General features: G+C 72.6%; 26 protein-coding genes. 15 read left to right on the top strand and 11 right to left on the bottom strand.

What is annotated here, in order from left to right; translation table 11 throughout:
• Positions 1-14 precede the first annotated feature (14 nt).
• The 4 genes from ABZX22_RS11325 to ABZX22_RS11310 are packed head-to-tail and all read left to right on the top strand — an operon-like array spanning position 15 to position 3,531.
• Positions 15-581, top strand: a complete 567-nt coding sequence (locus tag ABZX22_RS11325; RefSeq protein WP_354907571.1) for a hypothetical protein — start codon at positions 15-17, stop codon at positions 579-581.
• Positions 578-1,672 carry a peptidoglycan-binding domain-containing protein gene (locus ABZX22_RS11320; RefSeq protein ID WP_354907570.1) on the top strand — a complete coding sequence of 365 codons (1,095 nt, stop codon included), beginning with the start codon at positions 578-580 and terminating at the stop codon, positions 1,670-1,672. Before ABZX22_RS11325 ends, ABZX22_RS11320 begins: the two co-directional genes overlap by 4 nt.
• Entirely contained in the window at positions 1,669-2,328 is a 660-nt protein-coding gene (locus ABZX22_RS11315; RefSeq protein ID WP_354907568.1) for an ABC transporter ATP-binding protein, read from the top strand. Before ABZX22_RS11320 ends, ABZX22_RS11315 begins: the two co-directional genes overlap by 4 nt.
• Positions 2,329-3,531, top strand: coding sequence for an ABC transporter permease (locus ABZX22_RS11310; protein ID WP_354907566.1), 1,203 nt, complete (start codon positions 2,329-2,331; stop codon positions 3,529-3,531).
• A gap of 188 nt (positions 3,532-3,719) precedes the next feature.
• Here ABZX22_RS11310 and ABZX22_RS11305 read toward each other — a convergent pair whose 3' ends face one another.
• A complete protein-coding gene (locus ABZX22_RS11305) occupies positions 3,720-4,532 on the bottom strand; it encodes an NmrA family transcriptional regulator (RefSeq protein ID WP_354907564.1) in 813 nt (270 codons plus the stop codon).
• Positions 4,533-4,764: 232 nt separating this feature from the next.
• On the opposite strand from ABZX22_RS11305, the gene ABZX22_RS11300 reads away from it, so the two are divergent.
• The 5 genes from ABZX22_RS11300 to ABZX22_RS11280 all read left to right on the top strand — a co-directional run bounded on the left by ABZX22_RS11300 (position 4,765) and on the right by ABZX22_RS11280 (position 8,909).
• Complete coding sequence (locus tag ABZX22_RS11300; RefSeq protein WP_354907562.1) at positions 4,765-5,229, top strand: MarR family transcriptional regulator; 465 nt, start codon at positions 4,765-4,767, stop codon at positions 5,227-5,229.
• A gap of 86 nt (positions 5,230-5,315) precedes the next feature.
• A complete protein-coding gene (locus tag ABZX22_RS11295; protein ID WP_354907560.1) occupies positions 5,316-6,407 on the top strand; it encodes an FAD-dependent oxidoreductase in 1,092 nt (363 codons plus the stop codon).
• Position 6,408: 1 nt separating this feature from the next.
• Complete coding sequence (locus ABZX22_RS11290; RefSeq protein ID WP_354907558.1) at positions 6,409-7,389, top strand: aldo/keto reductase; 981 nt, start codon at positions 6,409-6,411, stop codon at positions 7,387-7,389.
• A 29-nt stretch (positions 7,390-7,418) separates the two neighbouring features.
• Positions 7,419-8,324 carry an LLM class flavin-dependent oxidoreductase gene (locus ABZX22_RS11285; RefSeq protein ID WP_354907556.1) on the top strand — a complete coding sequence of 302 codons (906 nt, stop codon included), beginning with the start codon at positions 7,419-7,421 and terminating at the stop codon, positions 8,322-8,324.
• Positions 8,325-8,462: 138 nt separating this feature from the next.
• Positions 8,463-8,909, top strand: a complete 447-nt coding sequence (locus tag ABZX22_RS11280) for a hypothetical protein (protein ID WP_354907555.1) — start codon at positions 8,463-8,465, stop codon at positions 8,907-8,909.
• 47 nt (positions 8,910-8,956) lie between these two features.
• Here the strand turns inward: ABZX22_RS11280 and ABZX22_RS11275 are convergent, their stop codons facing one another.
• Positions 8,957-9,913 carry a TIGR03620 family F420-dependent LLM class oxidoreductase gene (locus ABZX22_RS11275; RefSeq protein WP_354907553.1) on the bottom strand — a complete coding sequence of 319 codons (957 nt, stop codon included), beginning with the start codon at positions 9,911-9,913 and terminating at the stop codon, positions 8,957-8,959.
• Between the two features lie 123 nt (positions 9,914-10,036).
• On the opposite strand from ABZX22_RS11275, the gene ABZX22_RS11270 reads away from it, so the two are divergent.
• Entirely contained in the window at positions 10,037-10,588 is a 552-nt protein-coding gene (locus ABZX22_RS11270) for a helix-turn-helix domain-containing protein (RefSeq protein WP_354907552.1), read from the top strand.
• Positions 10,589-10,760: 172 nt separating this feature from the next.
• On the top strand, positions 10,761-11,345 hold the full coding sequence (locus ABZX22_RS11265) for a hypothetical protein (RefSeq protein ID WP_354907550.1): 585 nt from the start codon (positions 10,761-10,763) through the stop codon (positions 11,343-11,345).
• 63 nt (positions 11,346-11,408) lie between these two features.
• Here ABZX22_RS11265 and ABZX22_RS11260 read toward each other — a convergent pair whose 3' ends face one another.
• Positions 11,409-11,579 carry a YceI family protein gene (locus ABZX22_RS11260; RefSeq protein ID WP_354907548.1) on the bottom strand — a complete coding sequence of 57 codons (171 nt, stop codon included), beginning with the start codon at positions 11,577-11,579 and terminating at the stop codon, positions 11,409-11,411.
• 222 nt (positions 11,580-11,801) lie between these two features.
• Here ABZX22_RS11260 and sigJ point away from each other — a divergent pair, with 222 nt between their 5' ends.
• A complete protein-coding gene (gene sigJ, locus ABZX22_RS11255; RefSeq protein WP_354907547.1) occupies positions 11,802-12,737 on the top strand; it encodes an RNA polymerase sigma factor SigJ in 936 nt (311 codons plus the stop codon).
• Positions 12,738-12,815: 78 nt separating this feature from the next.
• Here the strand turns inward: sigJ and ABZX22_RS11250 are convergent, their stop codons facing one another.
• A complete protein-coding gene (locus tag ABZX22_RS11250; RefSeq protein WP_354907546.1) occupies positions 12,816-13,829 on the bottom strand; it encodes a WYL domain-containing protein in 1,014 nt (337 codons plus the stop codon).
• 62 nt (positions 13,830-13,891) lie between these two features.
• On the opposite strand from ABZX22_RS11250, the gene ABZX22_RS11245 reads away from it, so the two are divergent.
• Positions 13,892-14,509 (top strand): DinB family protein, encoded by a 618-nt coding sequence (locus ABZX22_RS11245; RefSeq protein WP_354907544.1) that lies wholly within the window; start codon positions 13,892-13,894, stop codon positions 14,507-14,509.
• Between the two features lie 60 nt (positions 14,510-14,569).
• Here ABZX22_RS11245 and ABZX22_RS11240 read toward each other — a convergent pair whose 3' ends face one another.
• The 4 genes from ABZX22_RS11240 to ABZX22_RS11225 all read right to left on the bottom strand — a co-directional run bounded on the left by ABZX22_RS11240 (position 14,570) and on the right by ABZX22_RS11225 (position 18,866).
• Positions 14,570-15,505, bottom strand: coding sequence for an aminoglycoside phosphotransferase family protein (locus ABZX22_RS11240; RefSeq protein ID WP_354907543.1), 936 nt, complete (start codon positions 15,503-15,505; stop codon positions 14,570-14,572).
• Between the two features lie 225 nt (positions 15,506-15,730).
• Positions 15,731-17,191, bottom strand: coding sequence for a multicopper oxidase domain-containing protein (locus ABZX22_RS11235; RefSeq protein WP_354907542.1), 1,461 nt, complete (start codon positions 17,189-17,191; stop codon positions 15,731-15,733).
• Positions 17,188-17,535, bottom strand: coding sequence for a hypothetical protein (locus tag ABZX22_RS11230; RefSeq protein ID WP_354907540.1), 348 nt, complete (start codon positions 17,533-17,535; stop codon positions 17,188-17,190). The genes ABZX22_RS11235 and ABZX22_RS11230 overlap by 4 nt, the downstream gene beginning before the upstream one ends.
• 344 nt (positions 17,536-17,879) lie before the next feature.
• Positions 17,880-18,866: an alpha/beta hydrolase gene (locus tag ABZX22_RS11225; protein WP_354907538.1), complete on the bottom strand. Its 987-nt coding sequence runs from the start codon at positions 18,864-18,866 to the stop codon at positions 17,880-17,882.
• 75 nt (positions 18,867-18,941) lie between these two features.
• Between ABZX22_RS11225 and ABZX22_RS11220 the strand changes: the two genes are divergently transcribed.
• The gene (locus ABZX22_RS11220) at positions 18,942-19,520 is read left to right on the top strand and encodes a TetR/AcrR family transcriptional regulator (RefSeq protein WP_354907537.1); all 579 of its coding nucleotides are present in this window, start codon (positions 18,942-18,944) and stop codon (positions 19,518-19,520) included.
• Positions 19,521-19,669: 149 nt separating this feature from the next.
• On the opposite strand, the gene ABZX22_RS11215 is transcribed toward ABZX22_RS11220, so the two are convergent.
• Positions 19,670-20,230, bottom strand: coding sequence for a hypothetical protein (locus tag ABZX22_RS11215; protein WP_354907535.1), 561 nt, complete (start codon positions 20,228-20,230; stop codon positions 19,670-19,672).
• 113 nt (positions 20,231-20,343) lie between these two features.
• Between ABZX22_RS11215 and ABZX22_RS11210 the strand changes: the two genes are divergently transcribed.
• Positions 20,344-22,983: an AAA family ATPase gene (locus tag ABZX22_RS11210; protein ID WP_354907534.1), complete on the top strand. Its 2,640-nt coding sequence runs from the start codon at positions 20,344-20,346 to the stop codon at positions 22,981-22,983.
• Here ABZX22_RS11210 and ABZX22_RS11205 read toward each other — a convergent pair.
• Both ABZX22_RS11205 and ABZX22_RS11200 read right to left on the bottom strand, forming a co-directional pair.
• Positions 22,970-24,136 (bottom strand): MFS transporter, encoded by a 1,167-nt coding sequence (locus ABZX22_RS11205; RefSeq protein ID WP_354907533.1) that lies wholly within the window; start codon positions 24,134-24,136, stop codon positions 22,970-22,972. The genes ABZX22_RS11210 and ABZX22_RS11205 overlap by 14 nt on opposite strands.
• A 2-nt stretch (positions 24,137-24,138) precedes the next feature.
• Positions 24,139-25,413: an NAD(P)/FAD-dependent oxidoreductase gene (locus ABZX22_RS11200; protein WP_354907532.1), complete on the bottom strand. Its 1,275-nt coding sequence runs from the start codon at positions 25,411-25,413 to the stop codon at positions 24,139-24,141.
• Between the last annotated feature and the right edge of the window lie 5 nt (positions 25,414-25,418).

Raw genomic sequence — 25,418 nt, 5'->3', positions numbered from 1 at the left:
CGGAAGGACGAAGGATGCGTATCAGGACAGGATTCGTGCTCGGCCTGCTGCTGACCCTGAGCATGGCCGGATGCGGGCAGGGCGACAGCGGCGCCCGGGTGGCGACCGCCGGCACGTCGGCCGCCACCGCGACCGCCACCGCGACCGCCACCGCCGCGGCTGCCCGGTCGGACACCGGCGGTCTGGCGTTCGCCCAGTGCATGCGGGAGCACGGCGTCGACATGCCAGACCCGCAGGACAACGGGCGGGTCGAGATCAGGCTCCCGCAGGGTGTCGACCCGCAGAAGGCGCAGGCGGCGACCGAGCAGTGCAGACGGCACCTGCCCGACGGCGGCGAGGCGGCCAAGGCCGACCCGCGGGTGGTGGAGCAGCAGCGCGCCTTCGCGCAGTGCATGCGAGACAACGGCGTCGAGAGGTTCCCCGACCCGGACGCGAGCGGCGGCTTCCAGATCGGCCCCGGCAGCGGGCTGGACCCGGACGACCCCAAGGTGCAGGCGGCCCAGCAGAAGTGCGCCGGACTGCGTCCCGCGCCGCCGTCCGGAGGCCCCTCCGACGCGCCCACCCTCGGGACGAACGGGTGACCAGGGCCGGTCGTCCCCGGCTCTGGCGGGCCTTCGGCGTGGTGGTCGTGACGGCGGCGGCGCTGGCCGTCGCCGTACCGGCGGCCACCGATCTCGTGCTCGACGGGCCGGCTCAGGGCGGCGACCGAAGCGGCCGGAGCGCCGGCGGCCTGCCGCCGGTCACGGCGAAGGTGACCAGGCAGACGCTCGTCGACAGCCAGACCGAGAACGGCGAGCTGGGCTACGGCGCCGCGACGACCGTGAACAGCAGGCTGTCCGGCACCGTGACCCGCCTGCCCGCCACCGGCACGAGAATCAGGCGCGGCCAGGCGGTCTACCGCCTCGACGACACCCCCGTCGTCCTCCTGTACGGCACGCTGCCCGCCTACCGCGCGCTCTCGGCGGGGGTCGAGGGCGCGGACGTCAGGCGGTTCGAGCAGAACCTGCACGCGCTGGGCTACCGCGGATTCACCGTGGACGACACCTACTCCGCCGCCACCGCCGCGGCGGTGATGGAGTGGCAGGACGACCTCGGCCTGCCGCGGACCGGAACGGTGGAGCTGGGCCGCGTCGTCTACGCGAAGGGAGCGGTGCGCGTCGACGCCCACAAGGCCGCCGCGGGCGACGCCGTCCAGCCCGGAGCAGGGGTGCTCACCTACACCGGGACCTCGCGCGTGGTCACCGTCCAGCTGGACGTGTCCGAGCAGCGGCTGGCCGGCAAGGGCGCCACCGTGAACGTCACGCTGCCGGACGGCGGGAAGGCCCGCGGCAGGATCGCCACGACCGAGACGGTGATCGACACCGGCGGCAACGGGTCCGACGAGCCCACGACCCGCATCGACGTCACCATCACGATCCAGAACAGGAAGAAGCTGCCGACCCTCGACCGGGCGTCCGTGGACGTCGCCTTCTCCGCCTCGAAGCGCGAGAGCGTGCTGACCGTGCCCGTGGCCGCGCTGCTGGCCCTGGCCGAAGGCGGCTACGGCGTGCAGGTGGTGGCCGGCGGGACCACGCGGACGGTGCCGGTGCGGACCGGACTGTTCGCCGCCGGCCGGGTCGAGGTGACCGGCGACGGCATCAGCGAGGGCGTGACGGTGGGGATGCCGGCATGAGCGGCGTGGTCGAGCTCGCCGACGTCACCAAGGCGTACCCGGGCGGTGTCGCGGCACTGCGCGGCGTGACCCTGTCCGTCGGGTACGGCGAGCTGGTCGCGATCGTGGGTCCTTCGGGGTCCGGCAAGTCCACCATGCTCCACCTCATCGGCACCCTGGACCGGCCCTCGGCGGGCACCGTCCGCATCGACGGTCATGACGTGGCCACGCTGTCGGACCGGCAGCTGTCGGCGCTGCGCGCACGCCGGATCGGGTTCGTCTTCCAGCAGTTCCACCTCGCTCCCGGGCAGCCGGTCCTGGACAACGTCGCCGACGGCCTGCTGTACGCCGGGGTGCCGGTCAAGGAGCGCCGGCACAGGGCCGAGGCTGCTCTGGCCCGGGTGGGCCTCGGCCATCGGCTCGGCCACCTGCCGAACGAGCTGTCCGGCGGCGAACGGCAGCGCGTCGCCGTGGCCAGGGCCGTGGTCGGCGAGCCCGCCCTGCTGCTCGCCGACGAGCCCACCGGCAACCTCGACTCGGCCTCGGGCGCGGGCGTGATGGCGCTGCTGCGTGACCTGCACGCCGCCGGAACCACGGTGGTGGTCATCACCCACGACAAGGACATCGCGGCCGGGCTGCCGCGGCGGATCGCCATGCGCGACGGGGCGGTGGTCTGAATGGCGGCACGGCTCGTTCCCGCCCGGCTGCGCCCCGGCGACGTGCTGCGCGTCGGCGGCACCGGCCTGCGCACCAGGCCGCTGCGGGCGTTCCTGTCGGCACTCGGCATCGCGATCGGCATCGCCGCGATGACCGCCGTGGTGGGCATCTCGTCGTCCAGCCGCGCCGAACTGGACCGCACGCTGGCCGCGCTCGGCACCAACCTGCTGACCGTGGCTCCCGGCAACACCCTGTTCGGCAAGGACGCCACGCTTCCCGCCGAGTCCGTCGCCATGATCGCCAGGATCGGGCCCGTGGAGCAGGTGGCCGCCACGGGGAAGCTGTCCGAGACGCGCGTCTACCGCAACGACAGGATTCCCGCGGCCCGCAGCGGCGGCATCTCGGTGCAGGCCGCGCACCTCGGCCTCCCCGCCACCGTGGCCGCCACCGTCGCCAGCGGCACCTGGCTCAACGCTGCGACGGCCCGCTATCCCGCCGTGGTGCTGGGCGCGACCGCGGCCGCCAGGCTGGGCATCGGGGCCGCGGGCGCCGACGTCCAGGTCTACCTCGGCCGCCGATGGTTCACCGTCGTCGGCATCCTCGATCCCGCCCCGCTGGCCGCCGAACTGGACTCGGCGGCGCTGGTCGGCTGGCCCGCCGCACGCTCCTACCTGGGCTTCGACGGGCACCCGACGACCGTCTACACCCGCACCGCCGACACGGCCGTCGAAGCGGTACGGGCAGTGCTCGCGGCCACCGCCAACCCGCAAGCGCCCAACGAGGTCAAGGTGTCCAGGCCGTCGGACGCGCTGGCGGCCCGCCAGGCCACCGACCGCGCCTTCACCGGCCTGCTGCTCGGCCTGGGCGCCGTGGCCCTGCTGGTCGGCGGTGTCGGCGTGGCCAACACGATGGTCATCTCGGTGCTCGAACGCCGCGCCGAGATCGGCCTGCGCCGCTCCCTCGGCGCGACCCGCGGGCAGATCAGGCTGCAGTTCGTGGCGGAGTCGCTGCTGCTGTCCGCGGTCGGCGGCCTGGGCGGCGTGCTGGCCGGCGTCGCCGTGACGGCCGGGTACGCGGCCACGCGGACATGGCCCGCCGTGGTACCCGGGTGGGCGAGTGGCGGCGGGCTCGCGGCCACGCTGCTCATCGGCGTCGTCGCGGGCCTGTACCCGGCGATCCGCGCCGCCCGCCTGGCCCCCACGCAAGCACTCGCCGGCGCGTGAGCCGCATCGCATCGCGCCCGCGCCTCCGCCCGCGCCTCCGCCCGCGCCTCCGCCCGCGCCTCCGCCCGCGCCTCCGCCCGCGCCTCCGCCCGCGCCTCCGGCCGCGCCTTCGCCCGCGCCCCTGGCCGGCCCGCCGGGGGACCGGGGGGCTTGGCCGGCGGGCCGGGTTCGCTGGTCGCCGGTGCGGGTCAGGCGCGCCAGGCGGTGGCCGCTTCCTTGGCGTACTCGGTGAAGTCGCGGGCGGGCCGGCCCAGCGCCTGCCGTACGCCGTCGGCGAGGCTCTCGTTGCGGCCGTCGAGCACCTCGGCGAACAGCGCGTTGAGGCCGGCGATCTCGTCCTCGGGGACGCCCGCCGCGCGTGCCCCCTCGGCGAACTCCTCCGGGGTGACCGGCGCGTAGCCGACCTCGCGCCCGGCGGCGGCGGAGATCTCCGCGGCGGCCTCGGCGAAGGAGAGCAGGCGCGGGCCCGTGAGCTCGTAGACCTTCCCTGCGTGCCCGTCCTCGACGAGGGCGGCGGTGGCCACGTCGGCGATGTCCTCGACGTCCACGAAGGGCTCGGTCACGTCGCCGGCGGGCAGCGCGATCGTGCCGCTCAGCACCGGGTCGAGCAGCCAGCCCTCGCTGAAGTTCTGCATGAACCAGCTGCAGCGCACGACCGTGGCCTCGACGCCGGAGCCCAGCACGACCTGCTCGGCCTGCTGGGCCAGCTCCTCGTTACGGCCGGACAGCAGCACCAGGCGGCGCACGCCGGACCGTACGGCCAGCGCGGTGAACTCGCGGACGCGGTCGAGGGCGCCGGGGAAGGCCAGGTCGGGGTAGTAGGTGATGTAGACGGCGTGGACGTCGCGCACGATCGGCGCCCAGGTGCCGGCGTCCTCCCAGTCGAAGGCGGGGCGGGAGCCGGCGCGCACGTCGTGGCCCGCCGCCTTCAGCCGGTCCGCCACGCGGCGGCCCGTCTTGCCGGTAGCTCCGAGAACCAGGATGGTGTTGTTCGTCGTCATGCCTGTAGTCAATCGGCCCGCGACGAGGCTGGACATGGCTGAGGCGCGCACCCGCATAAGCGGGCGTCTCAGGCGGGGCCGGCGTGCGCGGCCCGTACATCGTCGAACGCGGCACAGCCGCCGTGCGCGACTTCGTCGAGTCGGGCAGACAGACGGGCGTTCCGCACGCGGCTTCTCATGAGGCCATGCCGGGAAACGGTAGTTCGTTCCGCGAATTTGTTAGTCTGGGCCGGTGAGCAAGCATGTTGACGGACAGATCGGAGCGGTGGCCGCACTGGTGCGGTCCACGTTCCTGGTGAATGCCGTGTACGCAGATTCCGCCCGCGAGTACGGCCTCACCCAGCAGCAGGGCCAGCTGTTGTGCGTCTTGATGGCGCAGCCGTACGGCATGACCGAGCTGGGCGCGGTCCTCGGCCTGGCCAAGTCGAGCCTGACCGGCCTGGTGGATCGCAGCGAGCGCAACGGCCTGGTCCAGCGCAACCCCGACCCTCAGGACTCCCGTGCGGTGAGGGTGGCGCTCACCAGGCGGGGCGCCCAGTTGGCCGATGAGTTCTACACCGAGACGTGCCGCCGCGTCGAGGAGCTGACCTCGGGGTTCGCCCCGCCGGAGCGCGACACGCTCGCCGCCCTGCTCGGTCGCATCGTGGCGGACAACAAGGTTCCCACCGTCTTCATGGAACCGGATCACACCCGCTGAACGAGAGAGGGAGTTGCAGTTCGTGCCACGAACTAATATTGTTCGTGACACGAACTCAACCCCTTTTTCGTGTTGGAGTGTGAATCATGAGCCGTACAGTCGTGGTCATCGGTGGAGGTTACGGTGGTTCCGCGGTCGCCAAGGCGCTGGACGCGGAGGCCGACGTCGTCCTCATCGATCCCCGTGACGCGTTCATCAACTCGGCCGGTTCGCTGCGGGCGCTGACTCAGCCCGACTGGGCGCACAACATGTTCTTCCCCTACGACCAGTGGCTCAGGCGCGGCACGGTGGTCCGCGACCGGGCGGTCTCGGCGGACCCCGGCGGTGTCACCCTGGCCTCAGGCCGGCGAATCGAGGCCGACTATCTGGTCCTGGCCACTGGCTCCAGCTACACCTATCCGGCCAAGCCCAACGCCGACTCCACCGGCGAGGTCCTGGACGACCTGCTCCGGACCCACAAGGAGCTGGCGGGTTCCGAGCGGGTGCTGATCCTCGGCGCCGGGCCGGTCGGCCTGGAGCTGGCCGGCGAGATCAAGGAGGTTTGGCCGCACAAGCACGTGACCATCCTCGACCCGGCCGAGCAGCTGCTGCCCGCCTTCCCCGCGGAGATGCGCGCGGAGCTGCGCCGCCAGCTCGACGAGCTGGCGGTCCACCTGCGGCTGGGCACCGGCCTGACCGCGCCTCCGGCGACCGAGCCAGGCCAGGCGGCGACGTTCACTGTCGCCACGACGGGCGGGGAGGAGATCACCGCCGACATCTGGTTCCGCGCGCACGGCGCGCGCGTCAACAGCGACTACCTCGCCGACGGCGAGCTGACGACACGTTCGCCGCAGGGTCAGGTGCCGGTCACCGAGACCCTCAACGTCCGCGGGTACGACCGCGTCTACGCGATCGGCGACATCACCGACGTCGCCGAGGCCAAGATGGCCGGATACGCGATGCAGCACGCCGAGGTGGTGGCCCAGAACATCATCGCCCAGCTGCGCGGCGAGCAGCCGGCGGCCACCTACCGGCCGCTGCCCCACCCCATGATCCTGCTGCCCCTCGGCCCGCGCCAGGGTGTCGGCCAGTTGCCCAGCCCCGACGGGCCGGTCGTCGTCCCGGCCGAGACCGTCTCGGCGTACAAGGGGGCCGATCTGTTCACCGGCCGCTTCACCGAGCAGTTCGGCGCCGCCTGACATGGACTACACCCAGCTGGGCCGCAGCGGCCTGTCCGTGTCCCGGCTCATCCTGGGCACGATGAACTTCGGGACGGAAACCTCCGAACAGGACAGTCACACGATCATGGACCGTGCGCATGAGCACGGCATCAACTTCTTCGACACCGCCGACGTGTACGGCGGAGGTCGCACCGAGGAGATCATCGGCCGCTGGTTCGCCACGGGAGGCGGCAGGCGCGACAGGACCGTCCTGGCCACCAAGCTCTACCTCCCGACAGGCGAGTGGCCCAACGACAGCCGCCTGTCCGCGCTGCACATCAAGCGCGCGTGCGACGCCTCGCTCCAGCGGTTGGGCACCGACCACATCGACGTGTACCAGATGCACCACATCGATAGGAACACGCCGTGGGAGGAGATCTGGGAGGCCTTCAGCGTCCTGCGCCAGCAGGGCAAGGTGCTCTACTTCGGCTCCTCCAACTTCGCCGGCTGGCACCTCGCCCTGGCACAGGAGGCGGCGCGCGCCCGGCACCTGCTCGGCCTGGTCGCCGAGCAGTCCATCTACAACCTGCTGAACCGCTGGGCCGAGCTGGAGGTACTGCCCGCGGCGCGGCACTACGGGCTCGGCCTGATCCCGTGGTCGCCTCTGCACGGCGGAGTGCTCGGCGGCGTCCTGCGCAAGCGGAAGGAGGGCGGCGCCTCCCGCGGCGACTCCGGGCGATCGGTCCAGACCCTGGCCAAGCACAGGGAAACGATCGAGGCGTACGAGAAGATGTGCGCCCGCCTCGGTGAGGACCCGGCCGACGTCGCTCTGGCATGGTTGCTGGCGCAGGACGGCGTGACCGGGCCGATCGTCGGGCCGCGCACGGTCGAGCAGCTCAACGGCTCGCTCAGGGCCCTGGCGATCACCCTCGACGAGGCCACGCTCGCCAGGCTGGACGAGCTGTTCCCGCCACCCGGGCCGAACGGCGCCAAACCCGCGCCGGAAGCGTACGCCTGGTGAACATCTCCATTCGCACGAAAGGCAGAACCTTGTCCGCACACAACGTCGTCTTCGGCTTCGGCACGCATCCGGGCATCGACGACATTCCCGAGCTGCTGCGCGTCGTCCAGCAGGCCGACCGGGACGGGCTCGACATCTTCACCCTGTCGGACCATCCCTACATCGGCGGGCGCCTGGACGCCTACGCCGCGCTCGGCTTCATCCTCGGGCGTACGCAGCACATCGCCGGCTTCGCCAACGTCACCAATCTGCCGACCCGGCCTCCTGCCATGCTGGCCAGGACGGTGACGTCGCTGTCGGCGCTGTCCGGTGGCCGGATCGTGCTCGGCATGGGCGCCGGCGGGCTGTGGGATCGCATCGCCGACATGGGAGTGCCGCGGCTGGCGGCCGGCGACGCCGTGGACGCCTTCGAGGAGGCGATCGTCCTGGTCAAGCTGCTGTCGGGCGGCGGCCCTCCGGTCACCTACCAGGGCGATCACTACCAGGTGAACCAGATCGAGCCCGCTCCCGTCGCCGCGCCTCCCGTGTGGACCGGATCGGTCGGCCCGAAATCCCTGGCCGCCACCGGCCGCGTGGCCGACGGCTGGATCCCCGGCCACGCGGCCGACTGGCTCAGCGAACGCTACCGGGCCTCCCGGCCGATCATCGACGAGGCGGCGGCGTCCGCCGGCCGCGATCCGAGCGAGATCCGCACGGTCTTCAACTTCCCCGGACGCATCACCGACCGGCCGCTGCCCGCCACCCGCGACGGCGACGGCCGCTGGATCGGCGGCTCCGTCGCCCAATGGGTCGAGGAACTGACCGGAGCCGTGCTGGAGCACGGCGCGTCGGGCTTCACGCTCTTCTCCGCCGGCCACGGCGCCCCGGACCCCACCCAGCTGGCCCGCTGGGCCCAGGAGATCGTCCCCTCCGTACGCGAGGCGATCGCGAAGTAGGGCGGTTTTCCGGGGCCGAGCGCCCGCGCTCGTGGGTCGGACGGTTTCGAGGCGCGGGAGATCGCGCTCAGGACATCGGTCGGCGGGCCCCAGCCGCTTGCAAGATCTCTCCAAGTGGCGTGGTCTACCGTCCTGGCCATGAGAAAGACACATGTCATCGGTGGACTGCTGGCCTTCGTGATCGGCGCGGGCGTCCCGGCCTCGGCGCAGGCCGCCGCCACCTCCCCCATCCACTGGGGCCCCGTCAGGTCGGCGGCGGGACACTCGGGCCACGCCGAGGCCGATGTGTGGATCACCGACTTCAGCGCCGAGACGTTCGCCGTGTACGGCAAGCTTGACGACCGCGATTCGCACCGCGGCCACTGCGCCTCCATTCGTGCCCGCTTCCACTACGTGGGCGGCGGCACCGGATGGAGCCTGCCCCGCTCGACCTGCTCGGCCAAGAGCTCCTTCCAGCTCACGTCGGACGGAGAGATCGACCGGGTGGACGTGCGGGTCTGCCTCCACGACCTGGGCCTGCGCAAGACCTTCCGGTGCCACGTCGACGCCATCAAGCCCGAGATCATCGCGAACTGGCCGCAGTGACCCTTGGTCTCCTGGCCGAAGCCGGCCTCATGGGGGGATGAAAGCGGTCAAGCATGCCGTTCGGCATGGCTCGCCCCGGACCGCCCGCGTTCGAGAGACGGCAGGAGGTGGGCGAGGTCCCGCCACTGGTCCAGTGGGGCGGTGCGCGGGTCGGAGGGGAGCGCCTGGAGGCATACGTGGTCGGCGCCCGCCGCCAGGTGGGCGTTGATCCTCTCGGCGATCATGTCTTCGCCTGTGGCCACGAGGGAGTCGACGAGGCGGTCGCTGCCACCGTCGGCGAAGTCGGTGTCGTCGAACCCGAGCCGCCGCCAGCTGGCCCGGTACGGCTCGGCGGCGAGGTAAGTCGCGATGTGGCCGCGCGCCCTCGCCCGTGCCTCGTCGGCGGGCAACCCCGCGACGACCGCCTGTTCGACGATCAACGTTCGATCGGGCCCGAGCACGGCACGGGCGTCGGCGGTGTGTTCCGGCGTCACGAGATAGGAGAACGCGCCCGCGGCCCGGTCTCTGGCCAGGATGAGGGCTTTGGGGCCCAGTGCGGCGAGAACCCGGGGTGCCGTGGGTGCCGCGGCACCGCCGAGCCCGGCCAGGTCGAGGATGGGATCCGGCTCGTCCAGGCGGTCGAGGTGCTCGCGCAGCGCCGACAGGGGGCGTTCGTAACGCAGGCCCAGCACGCCCTCGACCAGGCGCGCGTGCGAGGTGCCCAGGCCGAGGACGAACCGACCGGGATGGGTGTCGAGCAGGGAGCGCGTCTGCAGCCGGACGTTGCGGGGGTGGCGGCCCCAGATCACCGCGATGCCTGTTCCCACCACCAGTGACCTGGTGGCCGCCAGCAGCGTGGACACCTCCATGAACGGGTCGCGAACGAGTCCTTCACTGAGCCATAGCGCGCCGTAGCCGAGCGTTTCGATCTCCGCCGCGATCGCGGCGGACTCGGCTGCCGGGCGCAGATCGATTCCGGAAACCCACAGTCCTACCGTGCCGATCGCGGGCATGGGTGACGTCAAGGGTGACCTCCCTCATAGAATTCGGAGTGGCGCTCCAGATAATACGGAGTGCCGCTCCGGTACGACCAGGGAGGGTGCGAGATGAGTCGCGAAGCCGCTGAGGGGAGCAGGCCGCATGCGGCTGTGCGCACGGACGCACGCCGTAACCGGGCGCGGCTGATCGAGGCGGCGAGCGCGCTGTTCGACGAGGTGGGGGCGGACGCGGCGGCGATGAACGACGTGGCCAGGCGGGCGGGAGTCGGGCCTGGCACGCTGTGGCGTCACTTCCCGAACAAGGACGCCCTGATCGCGGAGATCGTCGGCGAGAGCCTGGACGGGCTGGCGAACCTGGCCGCCGACCTGCTGGACACCAGCCCGCCCGAACCGGACTTCCTCCGGCGATGGGTCGCCGCGCTCGTGCGGCACATCACCCGGCACCAAGGGCTCGCCGCTCGGTTCGCGCGCGCCTCCGAGCACGTCGGCAGCCCGCTGGGCGCACGCTGCCAGGCCGTCGAGCAGGTGGCCGCGGACCTCGTCGCACGCGCGCGAGAGCTCGGTCAGGTACGCGGCGATCTCACCGGGGCCGAACTCATCCGCCTGGCGACGGCCGTCGCCTGGCTCGACGAGGCAGCCACGGAACCTGACACCACCGCACGCCTCCTCGACCTGGTCTTCGACGGCATTCGCGCCCGCTGAGCGATGTCAGGAGTTCGCGTCTCCTGGGGCCTCGTGGGCGCCTCCCGCCGGGGCTGCCTGTCCTGCTCGCGCGGCGCTGACGGCGCGGCCGAGTGGCTGCGCCGCGAGCGTCGCAAGCGCGAGGCGCGTACCCATGAGATCATCACGCCCGCAGAGTGGTGAACTAGGTCGAATGAGACTCCAGAAGACGCTGGTGGACGAGATGCTCGTCTACAGCTTCATGATCGTCCTGCTCACCGGCGCCTTCCTCGCGTTCTTCTACACCCCCGGCGAGCGGGTGATCTACGACGGCTCCTTCGCGCCGCTGCTCGGCATCGAGATGAGCGGAGCCTATGCCTCGACGCTGCGGCTCAGTTTCGACGTCCGGGGCGGCCTGTTCATGCGGCACCTCCACCAGTGGGCGTCGTTGATCTTCCTGGTGGGGATCGTCCTGCGCGCGCTGCTCAGCCGTACGCTCCGCCAGATGCTGCCCGGGGTGGCGCTGCTGGGGCTGGGCGCGCTCAACCTGGTCGTCGGCTACGCCCTGACCGACGACCTGTACGCCGGGAGGATCGTGGGAGAGCTGCCGATCGCCTGGTGGTACGGCGCGCACCTGCTGCTGGCGCTCGTCCTGGCGTCCGCCCTGGTGCTCGCCTGGCGGCGAACGGGTGTTCAGCGGCCCAGGGTGCTCTCCTTCGTGGTGATCTGTCTGAACCTCACGCTGCTGGCGCTCTTCTTCCCGCTCAACCAGATCTGGTTGAGCGGGCCGTCCCGGTGACGCGTCCCGGCTGGGGCATCGCTCACCGCGCGATCGGCACGCTGGTCGACGGGGCCGACCTCGTCAGGAGGACCGCCGGATCGCGGTGACGTCGAACTCCAGCGTCACCTTGTCGCTGATCAGGACCCCTGTCGCGGCGTTCCAGTTCACCCCCCAGTCCTTGCGGTTGATCGTGGCGCTCCCCGTGAAGGCGATCCGGACGTCACCCCGCGGGTCGTGCTCGGCGCCGGCCATTTGCCGCGCAGCTGGTCGTCGCGCTGCCGGTTGCGGGTCTGGATGCTCCTCGCCCCTATCGTCAGCGCGACGCCGGACTTCGACGGGTCGTCATGGTGTTCGTTTCAGCAGTACGACGACACAACCCCGCGGAATGTGAGGCGACGCGCCGACCTCACATTCCGGGGTGATGTCTCGTCGTACTGGTGAGGGCAGATGCGACAAAGGAAAGTCGGGGACACCATGACCACCCCATCCGATCCGGCGGACGGCCGGCTCGATCCGAGCCTGAGCGCGATCACGAGGGAGCGGCGTCAGCTGATCAATCTCGCCTACCGGCTTCTCGGCTCGCTGGCCGATGCCGAGGACGTCGTCCAGGAGACCTACGCCCGCTGGTACGCCATGTCCCGCCGGCAGCAGGAGGCCATCGAGTCCCCCGGCGCCTGGCTGACGAGGGTCGCCAGCCGCGTCTGCCTGGACCTGCTCGGCTCGGCACGGGCCCGGCGGGAGAGTTACGTGGGCGAATGGATCCCCGAGCCGCTGCCCGACCGTACGGAGTGGATCGACGGGCGGTCGGGCGGCAGCACGGCCGACCCTGCCGACCGGGTCACGCTCGACGAGTCGGTCAACATGGCCTTCCTCGTCGTGCTCGAGGCGATGACCCCGGCCGAGCGCGTCGCGTTCATCCTGCACGACGTCTTCCGCTACTCCTTCGCCGAGGTGGCCGAGATCGTCGGCCGTACGCCGGCGGCCTGCCGCCAGCTGGCCTCCTCGGCCCGCCGCCGCATCCGCGTCTCGCAGGCGCCCGCGGCTCCTGCGGCCCGGCAGGCCGGCATCGTCAGGGACTTCAAGCACGCATGGGAGGCCAAGGACATCGGCGCTCTCGTCGGCCTCCTCGCGCCCGACGCGACGGGGATCGCCGACGGCGGCGGCCTGGTCAGCGCCGTTCTCCACCCGGTCGAAGGCAGCGAGCGGATCGCCCGCACGTTGGTCGACATCGCCGACCTGGTACCCGGCCTGACGATCCTGGAGCGTACGGTCAACGGCCAGCCCGGGCTGGTGGCCCAGCACGACGGCGTCACCGTGGTGGTGATGGCGTTCGACGTCGTGGGTGACCGGATCAAGCGCTTCTGGGCGGTTCGGAACCCCGAGAAGCTCCGGCCCTGGACGGCCGCCTGACGCCCGCTGCCCGATGGGCGTGCCGGACGCGCCGCCGCTGCCGCCCGCCGTTCCGAACCGTGGTCGAGGGCGCTCGGCTCATGGGCTCGGGTATGGCCCGCCGGTCGCGTCGGTCGCGTCGGTCGCGGCGTTGGCGTAGCGGCGGGCCAGGTGCGCGAAGGCGTCCTTGAGCTCGGCCGGGCCGACCACCTCGATGTCGGCGTCGAACCTGCCGATGGTGGCGGCCAGGCCGGGCCACGACCACGAGCCCAGGACGAGCCGGCAGCGGTCCGGGCCGAGCTCCTCGACGACGCCGTCGCGGGTGTAGCGGGACACGGCGGCGGCGGGGAGGTCGAGGATCACCTCGCCGCGGCAGGGCCAGTCGCCCGAGCCGTCGGAGCCCCGGAACCTGTCGGCCACGAAGGCCGCCACATCACCTCCGGGCAGCTCGCGCGGGGTGAAGCGGGGCCCGGTAGGGGTGCGCGGGGTGATCCGGTCGGCGCGGAAGGTGCGCCAGTCCTCGCGGTCGAGGTCCCAGGCGACGAGGTACCAGCACCCGTCCCAGGTGACGAGGTGATGGGGTTGCGCCCGGCGCGGCGGGGTCTGGTCGCCGGTGTCGTCCGGCCCGTGCCGGTAGTCGAAGCGCAGCACCTCGCGGGCGTGGACGGCGGCGCTGAGCGCCACGAGCACGCTGCTGTCGACCTGTGGGTACGGCGGGCCCGCGGGCCGTTCGACGGCGGTGACCCGCAGGGTGTCGATCCGGCGGCGCAGCCGTACGGGCATGACCTGCCGGACGGTGTTCAGCGCGCGCGCCGCCGCTTCCTCGATGCCGGCGCCGGCGGTGGTGGCGATCTGGAGCGCGACGGCCAGAGCGACGGCCTGCTCGTCGTCGAACAGCAGGGGAGGCAGCTCCGTGCCGGCGTCGAGCCGGTACCCGCCGTCGGGGCCCTTGGTCGCCACGATGGGGTAGCCCAGCTCGCGCAGGCGGTCGACATCACGGCGGACGGTGCGCGGGCTGATGTCCAGCCGCTCGGCCAGCAGCGCACCCGGCCAGTCCCTGCGCACCTGGAGCAGCGAGAGCAACGCCAGCAGCCGCGCTGAAGTCTTCGGCATGAACCCCATGGTGCCGCGAGAAGCGGCCACTCTCTGTCCGCTTCCTCTGCGACTGTAGTCGCGTGCCACTCAACGACAACCATCCGAAAGGCCCGAACGCCGTGAACGCCACCACCACGCCTCCCTCGACCCTCGACGCCGAGCGGGGCGACCTGCTCGCCGCGCTCGCGACCGCGCGGGCCGCCCTGACCAACACCGTCCGCGGGCTCAGCGACGAGCAGCTGGGCCGGCGCCCGACGGTCAGCGAGCTGTGCCTGGGCGGGCTGATCAAGCACGTCGCCTCCATGGAGGAGAACTGGATGCGCTTCGCGACCGAGGGCCCGTCGGCGATGCCCTACGACCTGCCTGACGGTGTCACCTGGGCCGACCTCGCGTCCGGCACCGCACGCGAGGTCCCGCAGTGGGCGATCGACCACCAGAACGACTTCCGGATGCTGCCCGGCGAGACGCTGGCCGGGATCCTCGCGCGTTACGAGCGGGTCGCCGCCCGCAGCGCGGAGATCGTCGCCGCCGTCCCCGACCTGTCGGCGACGCACCCGCTGCCGGAGGCGCCCTGGAACGAGCCGGGAGCGGTGCGCAGCGTGCGCGGGGTGCTGATGCACGTCATCGCCGAGACCGCCCAGCACGCCGGGCACGCCGACATCCTGCGCGAGACGCTCGACGGGCAGAAAACGACCTGAGCGGTGACGGACTCCTGCTGATCGGGGGGCCGAGTCATGGCGGCGCCGCCCTCGGCCCCCTCATGGCGAGCGGTCCGTGAGCAACTCCGCCATACGGTCCGCGAACTCGGTGAGCCGGTCCAGCCATGATCCACCGCGGGCGATACGGAATCCGTGCCGGCGGCCCCAGAACGCGGCCTGGACGGCATGGAACTGGGCCCACCGCCGAACGCGTTCGCGATCGAGCTCGGCGGCCTCGGCGAAGACGTCCAGGGTGCGGACGACAGCCTTGCGCACGTCGTCCGCGTCGAGGAACGTCAGCGCGCGCGACTTGAGCAGCGTGCCGCCGTCGTAGGCGGGATCTCCCACGTACCCCTTGGGGTCGACGGCCAGCCAGGGCTCGCGGTCGGCGCGCAGGATGTTCCCGGCGTGGAGATCGCCGTGGATGAGGACGTCCGGCTGGACCCGGCCCAGCTCGCGGACGGTCGCCACGGCGGTGTCCACCACGCGACGCGACAGTGTGTGCGTCAGCTCCTCGGCGTCCTTGCCCAGCTGCTCCTCCCAGGCGTCGGCCTGCTCCCTCAGCCGGGGCAGGCCAGGCGGCGCGGGGACGGCCAGCCGGCGGCTGAGCCGCCCGGCGACCGTCACGACCTCGTCACCGTCGTCGACCTCCGCCAGCGTCGAGGTCCGGACCCGCTCGAGCAGCATGGCGAAACGCTCGTCGTCGCGCTCGTGCAGCAGAACGGCTCCGCGCCCGCCCCACGCCGCGAACGCGTCCGGCTCATGGACGTTGCCGGGATGCGGAAATGACACCTTCAGCACAGCGGTCCGCTCGTCCCGCCGCCGCACCGGGACGATGACCCCGACGCCCCCGTGCAGGACCTGGCCGTCAGGCGCGCACCCCCAGCGTTCCAGGAGCCTGTCCACGATGCTGGGCAGTTCGGCGAGCCACGCCGCGCCGGCCTCTCCTTCACGCTCGACGGTGCTCCGCGCGAACGCCTCCGGTATCCCGATCATTCGGGCACCTTACGCGCCGGCCCGCCGCCCCTGCCAGGCCCGAGTCCGCCGGCCGCCGCGAGCGCGTGATCTCCCGCGGGTCAGGTCACGGTCCTGGTGATCGAGTCGACGCGACGGACCCGCCCGTCGGAGGCGAGCCGGGCGCACAGGTGGACCTCGATCCGCAAGGTCCTGTCCTTCCTGGTCACGACGGTCATGGTGTAGCGGGCGGCGGCCCGCCGGGCATCAGACCACCTCGAACGTGCTCATCATGGCCATGTCCTCGTGCTCGAGGTTGTGGCAGTGCATGACGTACCGGCCCCGGTAGCCGGTGAAGCGGGTGATGATCTCCACGGTCTGCGCCTCCCGCAGCTCGACGGTGTCCTTCCATTCCGGTGGCCCGCTCGGGCGCTCGCCGCCGGCCGACAGCACCTGGAACGGCGACAGGTGCAGGTGCACCGGGTGGGCGACGTCGCTGGTCAGCCGCCAGATCTCCACCTGGCCGAGCTTCGGCCTGGCATCGACGCGGCGGGCGTCGAAGGGCTTGCCGTTGATCAGCCAGCCGGTGTGGCCGTGCATGTCGCCGCTGGTGAACTCGAAGTCGCGGGTCGCCGCTGCCTTGGCCGGGTCGAGCGGTTCGACCCGTGACAGCGTCGTCGGGATGGCCGAGTCGTCGCGGACGTTCCGCTCGACGGTGAAGCGCATCACCCGGGCCTGGGCCCCCTCGTCGGCGAGGTTGCGCAGTTCGACCTGGTCGCCCACCCGGTAGGCGGCGAAGTCGACGATCACGTCCGCCCGCTCGCCCGGCGCGAGCCGTACCCGGTCGACGGGCCGCGGCGCGGCCAGCAGGCCGCCGTCGCTGCCGATGCGCACCAGGCTGCCGCCGGGCGAGAGGGCCAGCTCGTAGGTGCGGGCGTTGGAGCCGTTGAGCAGCCGCAGCCGGTAGCGGGCGCGGTCCACCGCGAGCTGCGGCCAGGGCGCGCCGTTGACCAGGACGACATCGCCGAGCACGCCGCCCATGAACGCCTCCCTGGCTCCGGGCCCGTCGGGCCGGGCCGGGTAGGGCATGGTGCCGTCGGCGGCGAAGGACCGGTCGCAGATCAGCAGCGGGACGTCCCGCTCGCCCGACGGCAGCGGCAGCGCCTCTTCCTGGTCGTCGCCGACCAGGAAGAACCCGGCCAAGCCGCGCCAGACCTGCGGCCCGGTGTGGTCCATGCGGTGGTCGTGGTACCAGAGCGTGGCCGCGCGCTGCTCCAGCGGGAAGACGTGGTCGCGGTGGGTGCCCGGCTGGACCAGGTCGGTGGGGTAGCCGTCGGACTCCGGCGGGGTGTGGCCCCCGTGCAGGTGCGTGACGGTCGGCGCGCCCAGGCGGTTGGTGACGCGCACCACGGTCCTGCGGCCGCTGCGCGCCCGGATGGTCGGTCCGGGGAACTGTCCGTCGTACCCCCAGATCGGGGTGCGCAGGCCGGGCAGGATCTCCACCTCGGCCTGCTGCTGCACGAGCTCGTAGTAGTCGGTGCTCGCGTCGGTCCGGTACGGCTTGGCGACCGCGGGCAGCGGCAGCGGCACCGTGTACGGCCTGGGCAGCGGCGCGCCGCTCGTCAGGAGCCTCGGCAGCGGGGTCCGGCCGAGCAGCGAGCAGCCCGGCACGCTCAGCGCCGCGCCCACGCCGAGCAGCCGCAGCGCCTGCCGTCTGGTCATCGTCATGCCGAGGCCGTCCCCGTGCGGCGCACGGACCAGGTCTGGCTCAGCCGGAACATGCTCACGCCGAACATCAGCACGCCGAGCGGCACATGCAGGGTCTTCATGTGCGCCATGCCCAGCGCCATCTGCGCCAGGGTCGCCGCGAGCATGCCGACGGCCGGAACGATGTCGCTCGACCGCCGCGTCACCAGTGCGGCGACCAGATGGAGCAGCACGGTGACCGCCACGACGACGGCTGTGGCGCCGTGCGCCGTCCGGCCGCCGGGCGAGGCCAGCAGCAGCCCGGCGGTGACCGCCTGGAGGAGCAGGGCGACGGTCTGCGCGGTGAGCGCGATACGCAGGAACATGATTCTCCTCAGCGGGTGGCGAGTCGGGCACCGACGCCGGCAATCGTCGTCCGGTCAGTGCCGGGGGGCGTCCCCCAGGGGAAGGCATCTGCCGCTACCGCACCGGGATCAACGCCCGACCCGAACTACTACGCCGGGATTAGCCCCGCCGCACGGGCGACCGGACGAGCCGGAATCACGCCCTCGCGAGATCGCCCGGTTCGTGGTGCCCTGGCCTCGGTCGGCGCCCGTGTCCCCGGTTCGCGGCGGTGGCGCGACGGTGGAGCGGCGGTGGCGCGACGGTGGAGCGGCGGTGGCGCGACGGTGGAGCGGCGGTGATGTGGAACGCGGCAGGCCGGGACCCGTCACCCCGCGAGGTGGCCCCGGAGGAACTCGAGGATCTCCGCCCGCGCGGCCTTCGCCTGCGGCACCGCGCCCGGCATGCTGAGGAACGCGTGCGTCGCGCCGGGGTACTCGGTGAGCCGCGCGGGCGTCCCGGCCGCTCGCAGTCGTTCGGCGTAACGGCGGCCGTGGTCGGCCAGCGGGTCCAGGGTCGGCACGACCACGAGGGCCGGGGCCAGCCCGCCCAGGTCGTCGGCGTACAGCGGCGACATCGCACGAGGATCGGTTCCCGGCGGAACGGCGAAGCGGTGCAACAGCCGCATCTGCGGCAGGGTGAGGGTCGGGCTGTTGGCGTGCTGGGTGACCGAGGCGTGGTCGAACATCGTCGAGGTCAGGTCGACAGCGGGGTTGACCAGCACCTGCGCCCGCAGCGGCAGCCCGGACTCCCTGGCCCGGAGCGCGGCCAGCGCGCTGATCAACGAGCCGGTGCTCTCCCCGAAGACGGCGGTCCGCGCCGGGTCGATTCCCCATTGGGCGGCGTGCCGCACGACGTGCCGGAGCGCGTCCCAGCCGTCGTCGACGGCCGCCGACAGCGGAGTGCCCGGGTCGAGGAGGCGGTGCTCGACCGAGACGACGACCGCGGGCAGCCGAGTCGCGAGGCGGCTGTTCACCCAGTCGCTCTGCACCGCCGTACCCACGAACCCGCCGCCGTGGACGTGGAGCACGAGCGGCAGGTCGTCGTGCCCCTCGCGGCGTCCGGGCGACGGGCGGTACACCCGGACCGGGAGCCGGCGGTCGGCCAGCGCCAGTTCCTCCCACTGGATCGTGGCGCCGCGGTCGGGAAGCCCGGTGATCACCCGTGCCAGACGGGATGCCCGCTTGCGGTTCTCCGCGTCGCGGTAGGCGACGAGCTCCTCGGTCGTCATCGCCGGCCAGTCCGGCTGCTTCCCCAGGGCGTGCAGCAGCCGGATGCCCAGCGGCGGTCGCTCCGTACCGGTGACCTCGCTCATGTGTCCTCCTCGGCCCATAGTTTCGCTACTACAAGTATCGATACCGATAGTAGCGCAATGGGTTATCGTGTGGGCATGACCCGAGCGACCACATCCGCCAGACCACCCGGTCGCCCGCGCTCCGGCGTCAACGCCGTGGTCTTCGCCGCGACGCTGAGCACGGTCCACGAGCTCGGCTACGCGCGTGCCACCGTCGACCGCATCGCCGCCGCGGCCGGCGTCGCCAAGACGACGATCTACCGTCGCTGGCCCTCGAAGGGCGCGCTGATCGTGGACTGCCTCCTCGACGCGTTCGGCCCGGTGCCGCTGGAGGGCGCCGGCCGAGCCGACCTCATGGCCTCGGCCATCCGCTGGATCGCGGCGAAGATCGGCGAGCCCGGGGTGGGCGACGCGTTCGCGGGCGTGTTCAGCGACGCCGTCAGCGACCCGGCCCTGCGCGAAGTCCTGTCCGCGCGGTTGCAGGACCCCTACCGGCTCGCGCTCCAGGAGGCGCTCGGCGAGCCGGAGAACCGGGTCCTGTTCTTCATCGACGTCGTCGTCGGAACGTTGCTCCACCGGCTGGGCATGACCGGCGAGCCGATGGCCGACGCCGACGTCGCCGCGCTGGCCGAGATGGTTCTGTCGCACTTCGCCGACGGTGCCGGTTCGAGCTAGGGCGGCGGTGCCGTCCGCCGATCGGCGGATGTCGCCCGGCCCATCCGGGCGGCACCAGCCGCGTTGCTCGACCACCGCAAGGGTGAGGCGGCGGACCGCCGCCAACACCTGATCCTGCAGCGTGCCGCGCGCAGCTCCAGGCGGCAGCCTCACGCGAGGGTGAGGGCGTCGGTTCCCCCGGCGATGAGGATGTCGTAGCGGTCCTCGCTCTCCTCGAACCCGGCGTCGGTGAACACGTACGTGGGCTGGACCGTGTCGAAGTGCCGCTCGCCGATGGTCAGGCGGGTCGAGCCGCCTGCCACGGCCAGCCGTACCGGAACACCGGCGGGACGCCGGATGGTGAGGTCGGCCGCGCCGCCGGCGACGCGGACGGGCACCCGGCCGTGCGGCTCGGGCAGGTCGAGGCGCACGTGCTCGACCCCGCCCTGCAGGTCGATCCCGGCCAGCCGGAGCTCGCGCAGGTCGGCGTCCACCCGCGAGGTCCGGCCCTGTACTTCCACCGTCCACGGACCGGCGGCGTTGAGCACGATCTGGCCGCCATGCCGCCGGTCACCGATGTGGAAGCTGCGCGGGAAGTCGACCACGACCCCGTCGGTGACCGGCCGCACCTCCGGCAGCACACCGTCGAAGCTGAGCTGGTACGGCTCGGCCATGGCCGGGTCCACCTGGAGCGTGAGGTCGGCGGCGCCCGGGACGAACGCGATCTTCATGGTTGCTCTCCTGTCGTGTTGTCGCTGGTCACGACCGTACGGAGCAGCAAGATCAGGGTAATCAGTCATATAGCGGTCGCCGTGACTTAAGTCGGTCTCAGTAGCATCTTGGGATGCTCTACGGCAGGACCCGCGAACAAGAGGCACTCGACCGGCTGCTGCGCGACGCCGCCGACGGCGTCAGCGGCGTCCTGGTCCTCGGCGGTGACCCGGGTGTCGGCAAATCCGCGCTGCTCGACCACGCCGTGGAGCGAGCCGGGGCCGAGTTCACCGTGTTGCGCGGCGGGGGCGTGGAGTCGGAGGCGGAGCTGCCGTACGCGGGGCTGCATCTGCTGCTGATGCCCGTGCTGGCGCAGCTGGAGGCGCTGCCGGAGGTGCAGGCGACGGCGTTGCGTGGCGCGCTGGGCATGACCGCGGCGCGGGCCGGTGACCGGTTCCTGGTCGGGGTCGCGGTGCTGAGCCTGCTGGCGGCGGTGTCGGCCGAGCGGCCCCTGCTGTGCGTGGTGGACGACACACAGTGGCTGGACCGGGCCTCGGCCGACGCCTTGCTGTTCGCCGCGCGCCGGCTGCGCAGCGAGCGGGTGGCCCTGCTGCTCGCCGCGCGCGAGGAGTTCCACGCCCCCGGGCTGCCCGAGCTGCGGGTGTCCCCGCTGGACGCGTCGGCGTCGGCCGAGCTGGTGGACGCGATCGCCCCAGGCCTGGCCGTGGACGTGCGCGAGCGCGTGCTGGCGGAGGCGGGCGGCAACCCGCTGGGGCTCATCGAACTGCCTCGCAGCGCCCCCGGCGGCGGCGATCTGGGCGAGCTGCCGCTCACGCGGCGGCTGCTGGACGCCTTCGGGCAACGCCTCACCGCGCTGAGCGAACCGGCCGGGACCTTGCTGCTGGTGGCCGCGGCCGAAGACACGGGCGACCCGGCGCTGATCCTGCGTGCCGCGGCCCGCCTGGGCGCCGATGAGCGGGCGCTGGAGGAGTGCGAACGCTCCGGGCTCGTCGAGGTGGCCGGAGCGCGGGTGCGCTTCCGCCATCCGCTGGTCCGGTCGGCGGTCTATCAGGCGGCGGGCTTCGCCAGGCGCGGGGCGGTCCACCGGGCGCTGGCGGAGGTCAGCGCGCCCGAGCGGCGGATCTGGCACCTGGCCGCGGCGGTGACCGAACCGGATGAGCGGCTGGCCGCCGAGCTGGAGCGGTCAGCCGAGACGTTCCTGCGGCGCAGCGGGCACGCGGCCGCGGCGGCGTGGGAGCGGGCCGCGCTCCTCACCCCCGAGGCCGATGCCAGGGCCGTACGGCTGGCCAAGGCCGCCGAGGCGGCCATCTCGGCCGGGCGGCTGCGCCGGGCCGCCCAGCTCACCGACCAGGCGGCACGCCTGACCGGCGACGAGCTCGTCCGGGCCCACCTGGCCAACCTCAGGGCCGACGTCGACTTCGAGCACGGCGCCGTCGAGGCCGCGAGCCTCACCCTGCTGGAGGCGGCCAGGCCGCTGGCCGCCGCGCATCCCGACCGGGCCACCTCGCTGCTGATCCAGGTCGTGCGCAACGCCTGGTACGCCCATGACGTCAAGCTCGCGCGCCGGGCCACCGACCTGCTGATGTCCCTCGGCAGCGGCACCGACCCCGCGCGTCCGGCGTCGGCCATGGCCACGGGGATCACGGCGCTGCTCGAGGACGATCCGGCGCGGGCCCTGCCGCTGCTGCGCGAGGTGGTGGAAGGCGCCAGGCACGTCGATCACGGCGAGCACGGCCTGCGCAACAACGCCCTGTCGGTCGCCCTGCTCGTCGGCGACCACGCCACGGCCCTCAGCATGGCTCGCGCGCTGGCCACCGAATGCGCCGCGCTCGGCATGGTGGCCTGGCTGCCGCACACCCACCTGGCGCTGGCCGGCGTCGAGCTCCTGCGCGGCCGTCATCTGGACGCGGCCGCCGACGCCGACCACGCCGAGCAGGTGGCGGCACAGACCGGCCAGACGCATCTGGAGGCGCAGGCGTGCGGGGTGCGGGCCTGGCTCGCCGCGGTCCGCGGCGTCGAGGAGGACTGCCGGCCGCTCGCCGAGCGGGCGGCGGCGATGCCTTCGGGCCAGGTGTGGGCGCAGTGGGCGCTGGGCCTGCTGGAGCTGGTACGAGGCCGTTACGAGCAAGCGGCCGATCACCTGGCGCGCGCTGCCCGCCAGCAGCCCGCCGCCGTACCCGACCTGGTCGAGGCCCTGGTCAGGCTGCAGGAGCCGGAGCGTGCCCGCGCGGCCCACGACCGGTTCGCCCGCTGGACGGCGGCCGCCGGCCAGCCATGGGCGCAGGGCCTGCTGGCCCGCTGCCGGTCACTGCTGGACGGCGACGAGCAGGACTTCGCCACGGCGATCGACCTGCACCGGGCCGCAGACCGCCCCTTCGACGCCGCGCGCACGCGGCTGCTGCTGGGTGAGCGGTTGCGGCGCGAGCGGCGCAAGCAGGAGGCCCGTACGGTCCTGCGGGAGGCGGTGCACACCTTCGAACGGCTGGGTGCCCTTCCCTGGCTGGATCGGGCTTCGTCGGAGCTGCGCGCCACCGGTGAGTCCCTGACCAGGAGCGCCGACGCCGCGTCGCTGTCGCGGCTCACGCCACAGGAGCTCCAGGTGGTACGGCTGGCCGCGACGGGAGCCAGCAACAAGGAGATCGCCGCCCAGCTGTTCCTCAGCCCCCGGACCGTCGGGCACCACCTGTACAAGGCGTATCCGAAGCTGGGCGTCACCACCCGGACCGAGCTGGCCGGCCTCATCCTGTCGTGACGCGCAGCGGGATTTCCACGATCAGCGCGGCGACCACGACGGCCGCCACCGCGACGACCGTCAGCGCGGTGAAGGCGGTGTGGACGGAGCCCATCTCGTACAGCGCCCCGGTCATCGTCACCCCGGCCACGCCGCCGAGCTGGCGCAGGAAGGGACCGGCGCCGCCGGCCACCCCGGCGTCCGCGGCCGGCACGCTGTTCTGCGCGACGAGAGTGACCAGCTGCATGAGCATGCCGGCCCCGAGACCCTGCACGGCCATCACGGCCCAGCCGGCACCCGTCAGCGCTATGCCTGCCGTACCGGCCGCGGTCAGAGCTGTGCCCGCCACCAGGACCGGCTTGTAGCGACCGGTGGCGGCGATCAACCGTCCGGACAGGAAGGCAGCGACGACCGCCCCGACCAGCAACGGCAGCAGCAGGACGCCGCTGGCCGCCGCGGAGACGCCACCGGCCTGCAGATGGAGAGGGAGATAGGTGACCGAGGAGAGCATCACCGCCCCCTGGAGCGGGGCGAGGATCGCGGCGAGGGCGAAGTTCCGCACGGCCAGCAGGCGTGGCGGCAACACCGCCAGGTAGTCGGCCAGGCGCCGGGCCCGGCCCTGCCGTGCCGGTGGCGGGAGCCGTACCAGGAGGGCCAGCGTCGCGAAGGCGACGGCGCCCAGCGGAAGGTTGACCAGGTAGGCCCAGCGCCAGGACAGCGCGTCGGTGAGCAGCCCGCCCGCCAGCGGGCCGCCGATCATGGCCACGGCCGTCACCGCGGTGACATACCCCTGGTAGCGGGCCCGTTCGCGGGGCGGGAGCAGCGCGGCGATCACGGTGACGACGCCGACCATCAGCCCGCCCGCTCCGACGCCCTGGACCGCTCTGGCGGCCACCAGCTGGGTCATGTCCTGCGCCGCCGCGCAGGCCGCCGACCCGATCTCGAACAGGACCAGCGCGGTCAGCAGCACCCGCTTGTGACCCAGCAGGTCCGCCGCTCTGCCCCACAGCGGCAGCGTGAGGGTGGAGGCCGCCGCGTAGCCGGCGACCACCAGTTCGACCTGCTCCCGCCCGCCGAGCTCGGCGACCAGGGCGGGGGCGATGACACCGGTGAGCGTGGTGTCGAGCGTGGCCAGCAGCAGCAGGATCAGCAGGCTCGCGAAGACGATCCGCATGGCTACTTCATCATCGAGGCGGACATCTGCTTCTTCAGCGGCGGCACCGCGTTGAAGAAGCGGAACATGCTCTTGGTGAAGAAGCGCTGCACCGGGTTGGCGCTGACGCCCATCTTCAGGTTCCGCATGGCCAGCGCGACCGCCTTGAAGGCGTAGTCGATCATCTCGACCTCGTAGGCGTGCACCGCCTCCAGCAGCGTCCGCCGTCCCTTGACGTGGTCGACCAGGTTCGCGCACAGCAGCCTGGCGTCGAGGATCGCGGTGTTGGCGCCGACGCCCGCAGTGGGCGGCATGTTGTGGATCGCGTCGCCGATCAGCGTGACGTTGGTCGTCTGCCACGGCTTGACCGGGGTGGAGCTCTTCAGCGGGAAGATCGAGATGCTGCCGAGGTCGCTGCGGGCGATCAGCTTGTGCAGCCGGGGGCTCCAGCCCTGCAGCGCATGGAAGGCGACCTGCTGCAGTTCGGCGCCGTCCATGCGCTCCAGCTCGGCCCGGTCGCCCAGCTTGTCCCAGGTGGTGACGATGTTCCACATGATGTAGTCGGCGCTGTTGTCCAGCAGCAGGCCCTCGCCGGGGGTCTGGGCCACCGAGCCGCGGGCGCGGAACTCGTGCGCGGCCAGGAAGACCGCCTTGCCCTGCGGCCCGAACAGGAACCCCGAACCGGCGAACAGCTGCCTCGGCAGCAGCTTGCGGGTCTCGTCGTCCAGCGGGACCTTGGCCGAGACCGACAGCGCGCCGGTGTCGACGCGCTCGGCGTGCGGCAGCAGCTGATGGCGGACCCGCGAGTTGACTCCCTCCGCGCCCACCAGCAGGTCGCCGTCGGCGTGGGTGCCGTCGTCGAAGTGGGCGCGCACCCTGCCGTCCGGGCGCGGCTCGTACCGCGTGAACGTCTTGCCGTACTGGACGACCTCTTCCAGACCACTCAGCAGCACCTCCCGCAGCGAGATGCGGCTGACGGACTTGAAGCTGTCGATGTAGTGCTCGGGCGCGTCAGGGTCCCCGATGGCCAGCAGCTCGGAGAAATCGGCGTCGTAGAAGCCCAGCGTGGTGTTGGGCTTGCCCGACGTCGCCACGAACCGGTCGTACAGCTCCTTCGGCAGGCACTCGTGCAACGCGGCGGACCCCTTGGGGGAGATGTGGATCCGGTAGCCCTGCAGCCGGTCGTCCTTGGCCCGGTCACGCTCGTAGACCGCCACCGAGATGCCGGCCCTGCGCAGCCCCTGGGCGAGCGTGAGCCCGCCGATGCCGCCACCGACGATCAGAACATGGAACGACATGGTGC

The sequence above is a fragment of the Nonomuraea sp. NPDC003804 genome, from assembly GCF_040610675.1.
Lineage (GTDB): Bacteria > Actinomycetota > Actinomycetes > Streptosporangiales > Streptosporangiaceae > Nonomuraea.
This window is presented reverse-complemented; position numbering and strand designations above follow the sequence as displayed.